This window comes from Pseudomonas sp. PvP027, from assembly GCF_017833005.1.
In the GTDB taxonomy this organism is placed as follows: domain Bacteria; phylum Pseudomonadota; class Gammaproteobacteria; order Pseudomonadales; family Pseudomonadaceae; genus Aquipseudomonas; species Aquipseudomonas congelans.
In genome coordinates, this window is the sequence record NZ_JAFIBK010000001.1 from 1,719,316 (window position 1) to 1,733,619 (window position 14,304).

The following is a 14,304-nucleotide window of genomic DNA, read 5'->3' on the forward strand; positions in this document are numbered from 1 at the left end:
CAAAGCTTCCGGAGGCGCGAACGATCGGTGTTTCAAACGCCGATGGATGCACATTAAACGCGTCACTCACCCAGCGGGGAATCACTCCCCTCTCGGGCGGTGTTCTCCGCAATTTTCCCTGGAGAAACATCATGAGTACAGCAAGCTTTCGTTTTGGCGTTATGGTTGGTACAGCATTGCGTGAATGCATCCGTGCAGTCACTCATAAGCCTAATCCTGAACCAGTGCAAGTCGCACCACAGCAAGTCAGGACAATGCCAGAACCTGTGATGTCCAACGAACAGTGGGAACAATACCGCCTGCCGGCATTGGCTCGATGCAAACACGTCGATCTTGCTGGCTGGTATGATCACCACATGCAAGAAATTCAAGCCAAACCCGTAAAGAAACCCCGGAAATCTCGCGCATCGAAGGCGCTTGAAACATCCCAAAAGCAGGATGCTGAACCACCAGTCAAGGCCCCTGTGATGGGTCCTTTGGACCAGCTCATTGCCTAATACTCCCCACCCTTGGCAAGCCCCTCATGTATTGAGGGGCTTTTTTCATTTGGAGGGTTGACAAACGAATCGCCCTTAAAGGATTCTAAAGCCATGTACCGCTGACGTTGTCAGCAACATGCCCGAGGTAGTCTGGATTTCATGACTACGATGCGTTTTTCGCATTAATCCAACCCCCAGTTCGCAAAGCATTCGGAAGCGCGAACGGTTGATCAGTTTATCTGGTTGATGGATGCACAATGATTCTCTCACCCCATCGGGACCTTTCCCGTAGGGTTGGTCTCGTGCCCAGCAGGAGACCTTCATGAAAAGCAGTATTGCGCTGTACCAAGCATTGATTTCAATCGATGTTCCGGAAGACCGCGCCGCTGCAGTCGTCGATGCTCTGGAGTCGGATATGCAAACGCAACTCGCGACAAAAGCCGACATCGACACTCTCGAGTCTAGACTCGAACTGAAACTCACCATTCGTATGGCCGTCATGCTGACTGCTGCTGTAGGCGTTATGCTTACTGCGTTCAGATTCATGCATTGATTGTCGTAAAATTTCGCTTTACCACCCATGCGGGGAATACCTTCCCCCTGGGCGAAGTGTATCTCCGCTTTGAACACTCAAAACTGGAGATACATCATGAGCAATTCTACCAACGAAACCAAATACTTCGACCTGCACACCGTCGGCATTGGCTATCTCAACCGCATTCGTGAAGTGAAGCCTCGTAAGGGCGCTCCTTTCATGGCTGTGACAGTAGCTGCCCTCAAAGGCACATCTGAGAAACCTGAGTACGCCTACATTGACTGCAACGTGGTTGGTGCTGAAGCTGACAAGCTGATTCGCCGTTGCCAGGAAGCTGTTGCTGCCGAGAAGAAGGTTCTTGTCTCTTTCCGGATCGGCGATATCTGGGCTGATGTTTTTACTTACAGCAGTGGTGCTAAGCAGGGCCAAGCAGGTGTCAGCCTCAAAGGCCGTCTCTTGTACCTTGCCTGGATCAAAGTTGAAGGTGAATACGTCTATCAGGCTCCGCAGAAAGAAGAAGCACCTGCCTCTTCTGAAAGTTCAGAGTCCGAAGCTACCCCAGTCGTTCAATCCGAGGCGTCTGCCTCCAGCGAACCAACTGATGTGGCTACTCCAGCTGCTACTCCCCCTAAGCCAACACGAGCAAAACCAGCTCGCGCAGGACGAGGAGAGAAACAAGCCGCTTGATAGATTTTTTACAACCTCAAGGCGCCCTGCAGGCGCCTTTTCTTTTCTCCACATAGTAGGTAACGACTTCATGAAATTCGCTATCGCTACACTCGTGCTTACAGTGCTAAGCATATTTTTTCTAGAATTTGGACAACAGCTCTCCGCTCAACTACTGACACAGATCGGCGCAGGAGGACTGGTCGCCACTTTTCTTGCAATGACAGGTATGGTGATCACGTCTTGACACTAAACCTTCTACTTTACCCTTAAGGCCCCCACCCTTAAGGGTCCGGGGCCCTTATATTGGAGCTCCTATGGACAGTAATACTAATAGACTTACCTTGCGACTTGAGCTCGCTTTGCTGATCTCAAAAGCACACACTCAAGATAGTATCTATCAACAGGTTTTGAACAAAGATACGCCTCCGGATCGCTTTTCCAGTTTGTATTGGGAGGATGTCCTGGACAAGCTCGAAGACTTGGCCCTATTGGACCACGTTGAGAATTTCACACCGGACCACAGCTCGTATATTGAAGATGCTGCACTCCTCAGGTCTTACTGGACTCTTCGGGAATGGTGCGGGATAGATATATATCCTGATAGCCCATCCGCTGTAACAGAAAGACTCTAACCAAACGTTCTCAAGAACGAAAACCAACCTGACCGGGTAATTCACCACCCGGTCGGGCCAGGTGGTTACCCGCACCTGGAGAACTACTATGTCCACCGCCATAAACCACTTGCCATCCACTTTGCTGAAATTGCCAGTTGTGCTGACGCCTTCCGCATGGAATGAATCTGTTCACCTGGAAGCCCCATCACATATTGCAGAAGTCGGCACTCGCCTAGGCGAAGTCGTACTCGAAGCGTATCGTGAACTCCACCTGCAACCCGATGAAACCCAGATAGACTTCGGTATCTATCGTTTCCCACCTAACGGTGACCGCTCAGGGCGTGAATGGCTGGAGCTAAAACTCCATCGCATTGATGCAGTACACGGTAATTCGTACCTGTGTATTTCGCTGAGGGATGAAAAGCCGCTCTATCTTTGCTGACCCAGTTAGCAACCTGCAACCACGAACAAGCCCGAATATTCGGGCTTTTTTTCGGGCTCCCATATTAGTGGCCTGCCCGATAATCCGGAGTAGTCATGATCAACCTGCCCGGCTATTTGGCCATACGCACCATCAGCGGTCGCAACGGCGCTTTCAACGTTGGGCGACTTTCGACGTCCATCGGTGAGTTCGTTATCAAGGACGCGCTGCTGGACCAGTACCACGAGGGCAAATATCGAGGTGATTTTGTTATCACCGAAATTCGTCCCTCCTACTACACAAACGGCGGCAGATTAGTGGTAGAAGTCCGCGCCAGGCTGGACAGCATGTCTTTGGACGATGTGGCCAACCTGAGCGCAGACGAGGCTGAGAGGCTGTCCAACAACGAAACTGACCCACTCGACGAAGAAGCCTCGGGAGGCTCGTCGTCAACCAAACCTCGCCCGACTATTCAAACAACTCCGAGAAGATCAGTTTCTGCTGGCAGTGACGCACCGTTCGGGATGTCGAGATCCGAGCCTGAGAAACAGGTCACCGCACATGAGGCTGATGCAGAGCTGTTCGGCACGATCTGGCCGATTGGACGTTCAGTCAAGCTGGACACAACTGTAGACCGTAAGCGTCTGCGGCAACAATGTGTTCGCCTTGGCGAGCTCGGGTATGAGCTTGACTTCAAGCTGCAGATTTGGAATCTCAGCACTTATTGACCTTGCTCAGAACTGAGCGTTTTCTACTTTTACATCCCCTGAGGGCTCCCTCATGGGTGCTCCTCATTACTAACTGAAGGAGCATCACATGCATCCGCTTTTCATAAATATCAAGAAAGCGATCCTGGATATCATTGAGGATCAACTCACCAACAACGAAGAAGCGCCTGACTCTGAAATCTGGAACATTCTGGTCGACGAACTTGACTTGACCGTAGAACAGGCAGACGCGGCCATAGCAATGCGACCGCGCTTCCGATGCGAGATATTCATTGCTGGGCAAAGCCCGTTGTATCAAACAAACACCGTAACCTTCGATCCGCTTGAGAAAAAACTCGTGGCTGCTGAGCCTTTGAGTTTCGATCAGATCCTAGAGATATACACGATGCTGCTGAAGAGTCGACCGGGTTACCGACTCAAACTGGGGGCTCACTGGGCAGCCGGTTTGAATTCAGAGGGTGAGCTGTATTGCACTCATCTAAACCCATGCGACAAAAACGTCATGTTTGAAGTTTACGACTTCGACCGCGATGCGTTCGTTGATGGTCGCTGGCAGTACGAGACAGAAGAACAAACTCGGGCGGCAATCGATAAACCCGAATTTATCCGCTAAACACATTGAATCCCGAGGGGCATCACCGCCCCTCAGGGCGGTTCCCCTCGTGTTTTGGAGGACCTAATGCCGAACCGCACTCAACTCTTTCACATCGAAGAATGCCCGGATCTGTACGTCGACGCGTGCGTCTGTGACGAGCAGCGAAACCTGATATTTCTATCAGCCTGGGGCCGCGACACGGCCATGCAGGAGTTTCTGGCCAGACTCACACTCGGTACCACCGAGAACGGCCTGGACCAGTTCCACATCGTCATGAATGACCAACGCATCCCGGTGTTCCCTAATACGGATCTGTTGGAAAAACGCACCTCTCGCCAGCTTCGCGGAACGCTCTTCGGCAGCCTGCTGCACTTATGGCTGTTCGATCAGCGTTGCTCGCAGCCGGATAGAGCAAACCATTCTGCTTACGCGCTCATCAATCAAGCCCAAGACCCGTTCGATAGGTTGTGGCCGCTGATCGTAGACACTTGCCCTCTTCCGTTCCTTCCACATTGGCGTGAGCCGGTGATGGAGGTCCTTACTGCGCACAACATGTTGCACCCGCTACCGGGAGCTATTGGCTCGGTGACAGCCTGGCGTTTGTCGCTGCAGCTGGACGTGCTCGAAAAAGCTCTCGGCGAACTCATTCGCGCAGGGAAGCTCACCACTGAAGTTACGGCGTAGTTCACGCCCACCAGTCCAAGGAGCCAACCATGGCTTTGATGTTCTCACGGCTTGCCCGTAATTTTGCACGCAACGGCTATTACCCGACTGACGAACTGACTCTGGAGCGCACTCTGCAGGCATTGTTGCCGGCGACCTCGGGACGGATGCGGATTCTTGATCCGTGCTCGGGAGAAGGAGTGGCTTTGGCTGAGGTCGCACACCGGCTGGAGCGAGACCGAACAGAGACGTATGCGGTTGAGTACGACAAAGAGCGCGCTGATCACTCGAAAACGTTGCTGGACCGAGTGCTGCAGGGTGACTTGATGGACACCATGATCTCTCGACAGTCCTTCGGACTGCTCTGGCTCAACCCTCCTTACGGGGATCTGGTCGCTGATCACTCTGGCGCTTCACAGTACCAGGGTAGCGGCCGCAAAAGGCTGGAGAAGGCATTTTACCAACGGTCACTGCCGTTGCTTCAGTACGGAGGGGTGATGGTATTCATCGTTCCTCACTACGTGCTGGACGACGAGCTGTGTGGCTGGCTCACCAATCACTTTACCGGGCTGCGGATCTGCGCCGCGGTAGACCGGACGTTCAAACAGGTCGTGATATTCGGAATCAGGGTACGGCGTCAGGATCTGGCAAGATCCCGGGAACTGGCGGCGATGCGTGAGTATCTGCGGGCAATCGGATCCGGGGAAGAAGCTGCTGATCTGCTACCGGCCACTTGGCCATGGGAGCAATACGCTGTCCTACCGATCGCTAATGACCTGGAACACTTCTACCGAATCACTCTTGAACGCGAGCAATTCAGTGAAGAGGTTCTTCGTCTGAGAGGCCTATGGCCTGATTTTACGCTGCACTTTGGCCAGACTGGCGCTCAACCGCGGGCCCCGGTGAAGGCACTTTCACGGTGGCACTTGGCACTGGCACTCGCTGCTGGAGCCATAACTGGTGTAGTGACCTCTCGTTCCGGGCGTGTCCTGGTGCTCAAGGGCGACACTTACAAGGATAAGGTTCCCAAGACCGAATTCACTGAGGACGAGGACGGCAACGTGTTTGAGACACGGATCTTGACTGATCGTTTTGTGCCCAGGATTCGGGCATGGGATATGACGCCAGGCTCATCCTATCTAGGGTACGCACTGACCATCAGCTCGGATGCGACAACACCAGCTACACACGAAACCACCTCAAACACTGCTGCAAGTAGTCAGAACGCTTCAATTGAACTGGGCCGTGTGATGGTCACGCACAGCGTTCAAAGTCTGCTTCAAAATAGCTCTCTCGACGTGAGGCAGTACCTGCGGCGTCACGCGACGGGCGATTGGGGCGAGATTTCGAACGACGACTGGGACAGCAACCAGCAAGCACTGAGTGCTGATGGCCGATTGTTTTCCGGGTATGACATCGACGCAGAGGATGAGACCAGACTCTGGATCATTACCGAGTCTGATCGCTCAGCAACAACAGTCATGTTGCCATCTGACTACTAAGAAACTTTACCAACACCTTTCAATCATCTAACCGCACCTCAGGGTATGAACAATACCCTTGGTGGTGTCGTGCATGCCCTGTTTAACCCAATAGTGGAGAAACATCATGAACGACCTGCCTTTGGCTGCGCCTGCAGGCCACCCTTGTGTGCCAACTTTGAACATCGGGCTCACTGAGTTTATCGAAGAGTTTGGCGACGAACTCCTGGAGTCACTCAACCGCTCCAACCCACCGGTTTACGCCGGCATCGACAATCCGGCTCGGCAGTGGGTGCTGGACGGCCTCAAACGACAGCCCTTCCCTGCCCAGGCTCAAGTGGTCCAGGCAATTGCCGCGCTTTTGCTCGATCAGAATGAGCAGGCTGGCATCATCAATGCCGAGATGGGGACAGGCAAAACAATGATGGCCATCGCTCTCGCTGCAGTCATGCATGGAGCTGGTTATCGCAGGACGATGGTCATCGCGCCTCCGCACCTGGTCTACAAGTGGCGGCGCGAAATCCTCGAAACCATCCCAGACGCTCGCGTCTGGGTGCTCAACGGACCGGATACCCTGGTCAAGCTGCTGAAGCTGCGCGATCAACTGGGTGATACCTACGACGGACGTCAGGAGTTCTTTATTCTCGGCCGTGTGCGGATGCGGATGGGGTTCCACTGGCGTCTGGCCTTTTGGCAGCGACGTGCCGGCGGTGGAAGGAGCCTGGCAGCGTGTCCAGATTGTGGGCGTCTGCTCCAGGACCAGGAAGGCAATCTGATCACCGCTGAGGAATTTCAGCGTGAAGAGCGACGTCGACGCTGCGAACACTGTGATGCCGCTTTATGGACGCTGATGCGCCCGGGCAAATCGGATGGCGGCAGCCGCCGTAACACGATCCTAAAGTCGATGTGTCGCATCCCTACAATCGGACCTGTTCGTGCAGAACGGCTTTTATCTGACTTCGGCGAAGACTTTCTCGCCTCGATGCTTCTGGACAATGTCTCTGAGTTCATCAACCTGATGGACGCCAAAGGCAATTTCATCTTCAGCGACCGCCAAGCCAAGCGCATGGAGCGTGCGATGGCCAACATCGAGTTCGGGTTCGGCGAGGGGGGTTACCAACCCACCGAGTTCATCAAGCGCTACCTGCCTGATGGGTGCTTCGACCTACTGGTCGTGGACGAGGGGCATGAGTACAAAAACAGTGGATCGGCACAAGGTCAGGCTATGGGCGTGCTCGCAGCCAAAGCACGAAAGACTGTGCTGCTGACCGGCACTCTCATGGGCGGCTATGCGGACGATCTGTTCTACCTACTGTTCCGGATCCTCACCAGACGTATGATCGAGGACGGCTATCGACCCAACGCGCGAGGAAGCATGGCGCCGGCGGCGATGTCATTTATGCGGGATCACGGGGTATTGAAGGATATCTACACGGAGCGAGATGGCAGTTCTCACAAGACGGCCAAAGGCAAGAAACTCTCCGTGCGGACGGTCAAAGCTCCGGGCTTCGGCCCGAAAGGCATTCACCGCTTCGTTCTACCCTTCACTGTGTTCCTCAAACTCAAGGATATCGGCGGCAACGTACTACCTGGCTACCGGGAAGAGTTCATTGACGTACCGATGTCTCCAGACCAGGAGGCGGCTCACCTTAAGCTTGCCCAGACATTGACCATCGAGCTCCGACAGGCGCTGGCCCGAAGAGACACCACGCTTCTAGGGGTTGTGTTGAACGTGCTACTGGCGTGGCCGGATTGCTGCTTTCGACCTGAAGTCGTGAAACATCCTCGATCCAGAGACACTTTGGCTTTCGTGCCATCGATCTTCGAAGAGGATGAGCTCATGCCGAAGGAACAGGCCCTTCTGGACCTATGTCTTGCTGAAAAAGCCCGGAACCGCAAGGTTCTGGCCTACTCGGTTTACACGGGTACCAGAGACACCACGAGCCGCATGAAGCGGGTGCTCGAGCAATCGGGGCTGAAGGTGGCAGTGCTGCGTGCATCAGTGGACACCGCCAGGCGCGAGGACTGGATCCTCGACCAGGTTGATCGAGGTGTCGACGTACTGATCACCAACCCGGAGCTCGTAAAAACAGGTCTGGATCTGCTCGACTTTCCGACCATTGCCTTCATGCAGACTGGTTACAACGTCTACACGGTGCAACAGGCGGCAAGGCGCTCATGGAGGATCGGACAGAAGCAGGACGTCCGAGTGATCTTTTTCGGCTACATCGGCAGCTCTCAGATCACCTGCCTGCAGCTGATGGCCAAGAAGATTGCTGTATCACAGAGCACTTCAGGAGATGTTCCAGAGTCTGGATTGGACTCACTGAACCAGGATGGTGATTCCGTCGAAATGGCTCTGGCAAAGCAGCTCATTGGCCTCGGTGGATAGGGCCGCGATACAACAATACGTTGAATAAAAGCTTAGCGGTTGCTAAGCTTTGCAAAGAGGTCTGCAACTGCGCATTCGTCGGGCATGGGTACCAGTTTATAACCCCCCCGCATTTTTGGCAGCAGAGAAGCTGGTTTCTCTGATAGTAGTGACGGTCAACACGCAATGGACAGGAAGTTCAATTGGAGTGCTTGAGTAAGTCTAGGGACGTACTGACGTGTTGAATCGGATTCTGACACCAAGGCCGTAAGGCTGGGAGCTAAAGAATCGCTGCGACTACTCCTCTGTAAATTCAAAAGACGCCTGATGGCGTCTTTTTTTTTGACACCGTCAGACCATCAAAATTTGCCCACGACCTGCCCAACCAATGTCCCACTGGCATTGCGCTTTGGGTACCAGGTCACAACATAGTAACCAAAGCCTCGCCTATCATCACGCCCCTCTAGCACCAGAGATCCAGCCGGTGTTTTCATGACCGTTAGCCTATGGTGCCCACGCACCTCACGAAACTCGCAATAAATGGGTGCCTTGTGCACCACCATGTTCGCGATATGTTGTGGGATTTGGTCAGCAGAAACGCATCCATACCTAGCCAAATCAGATTTATGGGCTTCCCAGATATGCATAATCCCAAACCCCTGATTATTACCTAGATGTATACCGACACGCAGGTAGATCTCGCCGCCCCGTAGACCAAATTTTGGCATGCTTGGAATCGTTCCGAAGCTTTCCGATCCGCTGGGGTGAGGGATCAAAACGTTCTTTTTGAGGGTGGTCAGTAAAGACAAGGCACGTTCCTAGCCAAGATGATATGGGATCTGGTGGCCGCATTGTGCCATGTATAGCACTTCCGCGACTTGGCGTTTTGGATCCAGAACGTTTAGAGCTCCAATCTACAACCGTGATGTCGGCTTCACGCTCGCGCACTCTCGCTCAAAACCCTTTCCGACTGAAAAACGGTTTCCTACTGCTTCTGATCAAGCTTTTTGCGAACGTGCCTCACATCTTGAGTGAGGTCCTCCATGAAGCTGCCACTGCGCCCTTCTCTTTCCCGCGCCACCGTCCTGCAAATCCTGGCCCTGATCGTCCTGATCGGCATGCTGGTTTACCAGCAGTGGCAGATTCTCCACCTGAAAACAGGTTTTGAATCAGCTGCGAACCTGGAAACCGTCAACGCCATCACCCAACGCATCAATGGCGTTGATGACCGGCTCGATGCTGCCAGCCAGCTGAAGTCCGTGACCATCGATGACTTCAGGGCCGGCCAGCAGGCTCTGTCAAACCGCATCGATGCCGTTCAAGCCCTCCTGAAGCAGGTGCAGGAGGCGGCGAAGGACGCTGCCCAACAGGGTGCCTCCATGCAAGAAGTTGTGGTCATGGGCGCTCGGATCGAGGAGCTGCAGGTGAAACTCCAAGACCTGCGTGCGGCTAAACCAGCATCTGTTCAAATCACGGCAGCCAAGCCAAAGACTCCACCCCCCTCCCGCAAAACAACAGCACAAACCAAAGCTGCAGAGGCAACTCCACCGTTTTCGGTCGTGGGTGTGGAGTATCGCGGAGGGGAACGTTTCTTGTCAGTTGCCCCGCCGGGCAGCACTCAACTGAGTCAACTGAACCTGATACGCCCGGGCGACATGGTCGCGGGGAGCAACTGGCAGCTCAACAGCCTGGATGACTCGCGCGCCCTGTTCAGCATCAACGGCTCAACCCGCATTCTGCCCCTGCGCCCTTAGAGGTTCACATGACCGATTACAACCTGCGAATGTTCACACTGACGGGAGTCATCCTGATCACAGCGGCTGGTATGGCCAACGCTGCAACAAACAGCTCTGCACAGTCCACCAGTAGAGAGCAACAGAGCACCGTGCTGGACAGCCAGTCGCAATCGAGCGACGAGATGCTTGCACGAGACTGGAACCTCAGTCCTCAGGAATGGCAGCGCTACCAAACGCTGATGCAGAGTTCACGAGGTGTGTATTCCCCCGGGCTGGATCCGCTGACAGCATTGGGTATCGAAGCCCGCAATGATGAAGAGCGCCGGCGGTATGCAGAGCTCCAGGTCAAAGCCGAGGCGCAGCGCACGGCAAAAGAGTTAGCGTATCAACGCGCCTATGACGATGCCTTCAAACGCGTCTACCCGAACCTGATGCCCATCGCCAGCTCTGCGCCCCAAGGGACGGCCGCGAGCCCAGCTAACCAGGGCAACGGCCGATTGGCAGTGTTTGTTAAGGACGACTGCCCGGAATGCTCGATACGAGTGAAGGCCCTTCAAGCTCAGAAGCAGCCGTTTGACGTGTACATGGTGGGTAGCCAGAACGACGACGAGCGAATTCGCAACTGGGCGATTGTCTCGGGGATCGACCCTGCGAATGTCAGAACCCGACAAATCACCCTCAACCATGACGGTGGACGTTGGCTTGGCCTGAGCTTGGGTGGCGAGTTACCGGCCGTTGTGCGAGAGGTGAACGGGCAATGGCTGCGTCAGTGACGTGGGCAGGCCTTGCCCTGCTGTGCTTCGCGTTGACAAGCCATGCAGCCGAGCTTCCGCCGCCGGCTTATCAGCTGGCTGCCCAAGCCGCGAGTATTCCGTCGGAAGTGCTCTATTCAGTGGCACTGCAGGAAAGCGGGGCGAAGTTGCGTGGTCAGCTTGTGCCGTGGCCTTGGACGCTGAACGTTGCCGGCGCGGGTTACCGTTTTGCAACTCGCGCGGATGCATGCACTGCCTTACTCATAGCCCTCGTCCAGGCAGGCCCTAAGCGTGTAGACGTGGGTTTGGGACAGGTGAACATGGGCTGGAACGGCCATCGTTTCCATTCCAGTAATCCATGCGACTCGCTCAATCCCTACAAGAACCTGGACGTGACCGCGCAGATCCTGGCTGAACAGCGAGCGCTCGGCGGTGACTGGATCACCGTAGCCGGGCGCTATCACCGGCCTGCCGGCGGCGCTCCAGCCGCGAATTACCGTAAGGCTTTTGCCAAACATCTCAGCCGGGTAACCGGCATCCAAATGCTGGTGACCAATCCATGAACCGTTCAGTGATCCTCGGCGCAGCGCTCTGCCTGCCATTTATGATCTGCCAGGCTGCAGAGCTCATCGTGGTAGAAGACAAAGATGGTGACTCAGCGCTGCCTTACTATCGATCTCTCAATCCCGAGCCATCCTCTTCTGTCTCAAATGACCTGACCTCGCAACTGGATCCTGTAGCAGCACAGGGATTGCCGGTACGCACCACTCGAATGACTCCAGGGACAGTTGAGGGCCGAATCATCAACGCGCCAGGCCTGCAGCCTTTGTTCCTGATCGGGGACGATGAAACATCACGCCGATGGCTACAAGAGCGCGGTGCGGTGCTGAAGCAGATGCAGGCCGTAGGACTGGTGGTCAACGTGGCCACACAAGAACGACTTGCCGTAGTCAGGAGTTGGTTGCCCGACGCGCTCGTGTCCCCCGCATCTGGTGACGAGCTTTCTCAACGTCTCGGTCTGAATCACTATCCGGTGTTGATCACCCCAACCGCCATCGAGCAATAGGAGGTCGGGATATGGCTCACGATTACGCCATCGAATCACTGCTCAGGCCCGCCGTTGAGCTCTACACAGTATATGTGTGCGCTGCAGGTGCATTCCTATGCGTGTTCGCGCCCTGGGCATTTGCGCTTACTCCGCTGTTCGGCATCGTGACCTCCGCGGGCTTTCTCGCTCTGGGTTTAGTGCGTCTGAAACAAGCATGGCAGGTGCTGCGCTATCGCCGAAACATCCGTCGACTGCCTCATTACACGATGACCAGTAAAGAAGTGCCGGTCAGCAATCAACGTCTGTTCATCGGTCTTGGCTTTCGCTGGCAGCAGCGCCATACCCAGCGGCTGATGGACACTTACCTGCCGAAGTACTCCAGCTACGTTGAAGCCACCACACTGTTCCGCGCAGCGCGTCGTTTTGAGGAAAGAGCGGAGTTTGCTCCATACCCTGTCCGACTTCTGGCCAGAGCCACATCATGGGACGTGCCCATCAATCCTGTGCGACCTCTACCACCCGTCGGTGGCTTGCCACGGCTGCACGGCATCGAGCCATACGAGGAGAACGTCTCTCTCCCTTTGGGCGAGCGAGTAGGCCATTCGATTGTTCTGGGCACCACCCGTGTCGGAAAAACGCGCCTGGCTGAATTGTTCATCACTCAGGACATTCGGCGTAAAAAACACGGCCAGCATGAAGTCGTTATCGTCTTCGACCCGAAGGGCGACGCCGATCTGCTCAAGCGCATGTATCTCGAAGCCAAACGCGCCGGCCGCCTGAACGAATTTTATGTGTTCCACCTGGGCTGGCCAGACCACTCGGCACGCTACAACGCCGTTGGGCGTTTTGGGCGGATTTCAGAAGTGGCCACCAGGATCGCTGGGCAACTCTCCGGGGAAGGTAACTCAGCAGCATTCCGTGAATTCGCTTGGCGATTCGTGAACATCATCGCAAGAGCCCTCGTCGCGCTGGGCCGTCGACCTGACTACCTGCAGATCCAGCAGCACGTGATCAACATCGAAGGGATCTTCCAGGAGTATGCCTCCAAATACTTTGATGAATATGATCCAAAGGCCTGGGAGGCGATCGTCGCTATTGAAGGCAAGCTCAACGAAAAAAACGTACCGTTCAACATGAAGGGCCGGCCGTTCCGTGTGGTGGCAATCGATCAATACCTGTCTCAGACGCGCGTGGCAGATCCAGTGATGGATGGACTGCGCAGCGCGGTCCGCTACGACAAGACCTATTTCGACAAGATCGTCGCCTCGCTGCTGCCACTGCTTGAGAAGCTGACAACAGGCCGCATGGCGGAACTGATCTCGCCGGACTATCAGGACGTGAACGATCCTCGACCGATCTTTGACTGGATGCAGGTGGTCCGCAAAAAGGCCGTGGTTTATATCGGCCTGGACGCCTTGTCGGACACAGAGGTCGCCGCTGCCGTCGGCAACTCTATGTTCTCCGACCTGGTCTCGGTCGCTGGCCATATCTACAAGTTCGGTGTCGACGACGGACTACCGGGCGGCGTCCCTGGCACCAAAGTGCCTATCAACCTCCATGCCGATGAGTTCAACGAGCTGATGGGTGAGGAATTCATTCCGATGATCAACAAGGGCGGCGGTGCCGGCATGCAGGTGACTGCCTACACCCAGACAATGAGCGATATCGAAGCGAAGATCGGCAACAAGGCCAAGGCTGGCCAGGTGATCGGTAACTTCAACAACGTGTTCATGCTGCGCGTCCGCGAAACGTCCACCGCCGAGCTGCTGACAAACCAGTTGCCTAAGGTTCAGGTTTTCACATCCACCCCGGCCAGCTCGGCGAATGACAGTGCAACGGGCAATACCGCGTTCACATCATCCAGTCATGACCAGGTGCAGCAGGTCAGCGTGCCAATGATTGAGCCAGCGCATGTCGTCGGCCTGCCCAAGGGACAATGCTTTGCGCTCATGGAAGGCGGCAATCTGTGGAAAATCAGAATGCCTTTGCCTGGCCATGATCCTGATGAAGTAATGCCGGCAGATCTGCAGGCCTTGGCGGAAAGCATGCGTCAGACGTATCAGGTGGGCAAGGTCGACGACACTGGCTGGTGGTCAGCGCCCGGTTATCAGACGCTAAACGAGTCGCTGCCTGCAGATCTACTCGACGACTTCAAAAAAATCGCTGTTGCACCTGAGGATGCGGCATGACTCTCGGCGGGTTGAGCGATCGG

The 14,304-nt window shown here is 55.1% G+C and carries 15 protein-coding genes; 14 read left to right on the forward strand and 1 reads right to left on the reverse strand.

Annotation, left to right across the window (positions count from 1 at the left end):
* Positions 1-131: 131 nt before the first annotated feature.
* The 9 genes from JOE33_RS06925 to JOE33_RS06965 all read left to right on the forward strand — a co-directional run bounded on the left by JOE33_RS06925 (position 132) and on the right by JOE33_RS06965 (position 8,577).
* Positions 132-497: a hypothetical protein gene (locus JOE33_RS06925; RefSeq protein WP_074294742.1), complete on the forward strand. Its 366-nt coding sequence runs from the start codon at positions 132-134 to the stop codon at positions 495-497.
* Between the two features lie 304 nt (positions 498-801).
* Positions 802-1,032 carry a hypothetical protein gene (locus tag JOE33_RS06930; RefSeq protein ID WP_003425076.1) on the forward strand — a complete coding sequence of 77 codons (231 nt, stop codon included), beginning with the start codon at positions 802-804 and terminating at the stop codon, positions 1,030-1,032.
* 96 nt (positions 1,033-1,128) lie between these two features.
* Positions 1,129-1,701 carry an STY4534 family ICE replication protein gene (locus JOE33_RS06935; protein ID WP_004409789.1) on the forward strand — a complete coding sequence of 191 codons (573 nt, stop codon included), beginning with the start codon at positions 1,129-1,131 and terminating at the stop codon, positions 1,699-1,701.
* A 702-nt stretch (positions 1,702-2,403) separates the two neighbouring features.
* Positions 2,404-2,739 (forward strand): hypothetical protein, encoded by a 336-nt coding sequence (locus tag JOE33_RS06940; protein ID WP_054991125.1) that lies wholly within the window; start codon positions 2,404-2,406, stop codon positions 2,737-2,739.
* A 95-nt stretch (positions 2,740-2,834) separates the two neighbouring features.
* A complete protein-coding gene (locus tag JOE33_RS06945; RefSeq protein ID WP_003317516.1) occupies positions 2,835-3,446 on the forward strand; it encodes a DUF3275 family protein in 612 nt (203 codons plus the stop codon).
* 88 nt (positions 3,447-3,534) lie between these two features.
* Positions 3,535-4,059, forward strand: coding sequence for a hypothetical protein (locus tag JOE33_RS06950; protein ID WP_003425083.1), 525 nt, complete (start codon positions 3,535-3,537; stop codon positions 4,057-4,059).
* 66 nt (positions 4,060-4,125) lie between these two features.
* Positions 4,126-4,725: a hypothetical protein gene (locus JOE33_RS06955; RefSeq protein WP_003425084.1), complete on the forward strand. Its 600-nt coding sequence runs from the start codon at positions 4,126-4,128 to the stop codon at positions 4,723-4,725.
* 29 nt (positions 4,726-4,754) lie between these two features.
* Positions 4,755-6,206 carry a DUF6094 domain-containing protein gene (locus tag JOE33_RS06960; RefSeq protein WP_003425086.1) on the forward strand — a complete coding sequence of 484 codons (1,452 nt, stop codon included), beginning with the start codon at positions 4,755-4,757 and terminating at the stop codon, positions 6,204-6,206.
* Between the two features lie 106 nt (positions 6,207-6,312).
* Positions 6,313-8,577: a DEAD/DEAH box helicase gene (locus JOE33_RS06965; RefSeq protein ID WP_003425089.1), complete on the forward strand. Its 2,265-nt coding sequence runs from the start codon at positions 6,313-6,315 to the stop codon at positions 8,575-8,577.
* Positions 8,578-8,915: 338 nt separating this feature from the next.
* Here JOE33_RS06965 and JOE33_RS06970 read toward each other — a convergent pair whose 3' ends face one another.
* Positions 8,916-9,365 carry a hypothetical protein gene (locus JOE33_RS06970; RefSeq protein WP_017699419.1) on the reverse strand — a complete coding sequence of 150 codons (450 nt, stop codon included), beginning with the start codon at positions 9,363-9,365 and terminating at the stop codon, positions 8,916-8,918.
* 234 nt (positions 9,366-9,599) lie between these two features.
* On the opposite strand from JOE33_RS06970, the gene JOE33_RS06975 reads away from it, so the two are divergent.
* Genes JOE33_RS06975 through traD form a run of 5 tightly spaced genes read left to right on the forward strand, consistent with a single transcriptional unit; the run spans position 9,600 to position 14,281 of the window.
* The gene (locus JOE33_RS06975; RefSeq protein WP_003425091.1) at positions 9,600-10,310 is read left to right on the forward strand and encodes a hypothetical protein; all 711 of its coding nucleotides are present in this window, start codon (positions 9,600-9,602) and stop codon (positions 10,308-10,310) included.
* An 8-nt stretch (positions 10,311-10,318) separates the two neighbouring features.
* Positions 10,319-11,065 carry a TIGR03759 family integrating conjugative element protein gene (locus JOE33_RS06980; RefSeq protein WP_003425092.1) on the forward strand — a complete coding sequence of 249 codons (747 nt, stop codon included), beginning with the start codon at positions 10,319-10,321 and terminating at the stop codon, positions 11,063-11,065.
* Positions 11,050-11,607, forward strand: a complete 558-nt coding sequence (locus JOE33_RS06985; RefSeq protein WP_003425094.1) for a hypothetical protein — start codon at positions 11,050-11,052, stop codon at positions 11,605-11,607. Before JOE33_RS06980 ends, JOE33_RS06985 begins: the two co-directional genes overlap by 16 nt.
* The gene (locus JOE33_RS06990) at positions 11,604-12,110 is read left to right on the forward strand and encodes an integrating conjugative element protein (protein WP_003425097.1); all 507 of its coding nucleotides are present in this window, start codon (positions 11,604-11,606) and stop codon (positions 12,108-12,110) included. Before JOE33_RS06985 ends, JOE33_RS06990 begins: the two co-directional genes overlap by 4 nt.
* 11 nt (positions 12,111-12,121) lie before the next feature.
* Positions 12,122-14,281, forward strand: a complete 2,160-nt coding sequence (traD, locus tag JOE33_RS06995; protein WP_003425099.1) for a type IV conjugative transfer system coupling protein TraD — start codon at positions 12,122-12,124, stop codon at positions 14,279-14,281.
* Positions 14,282-14,304: the final 23 nt, after the last annotated feature.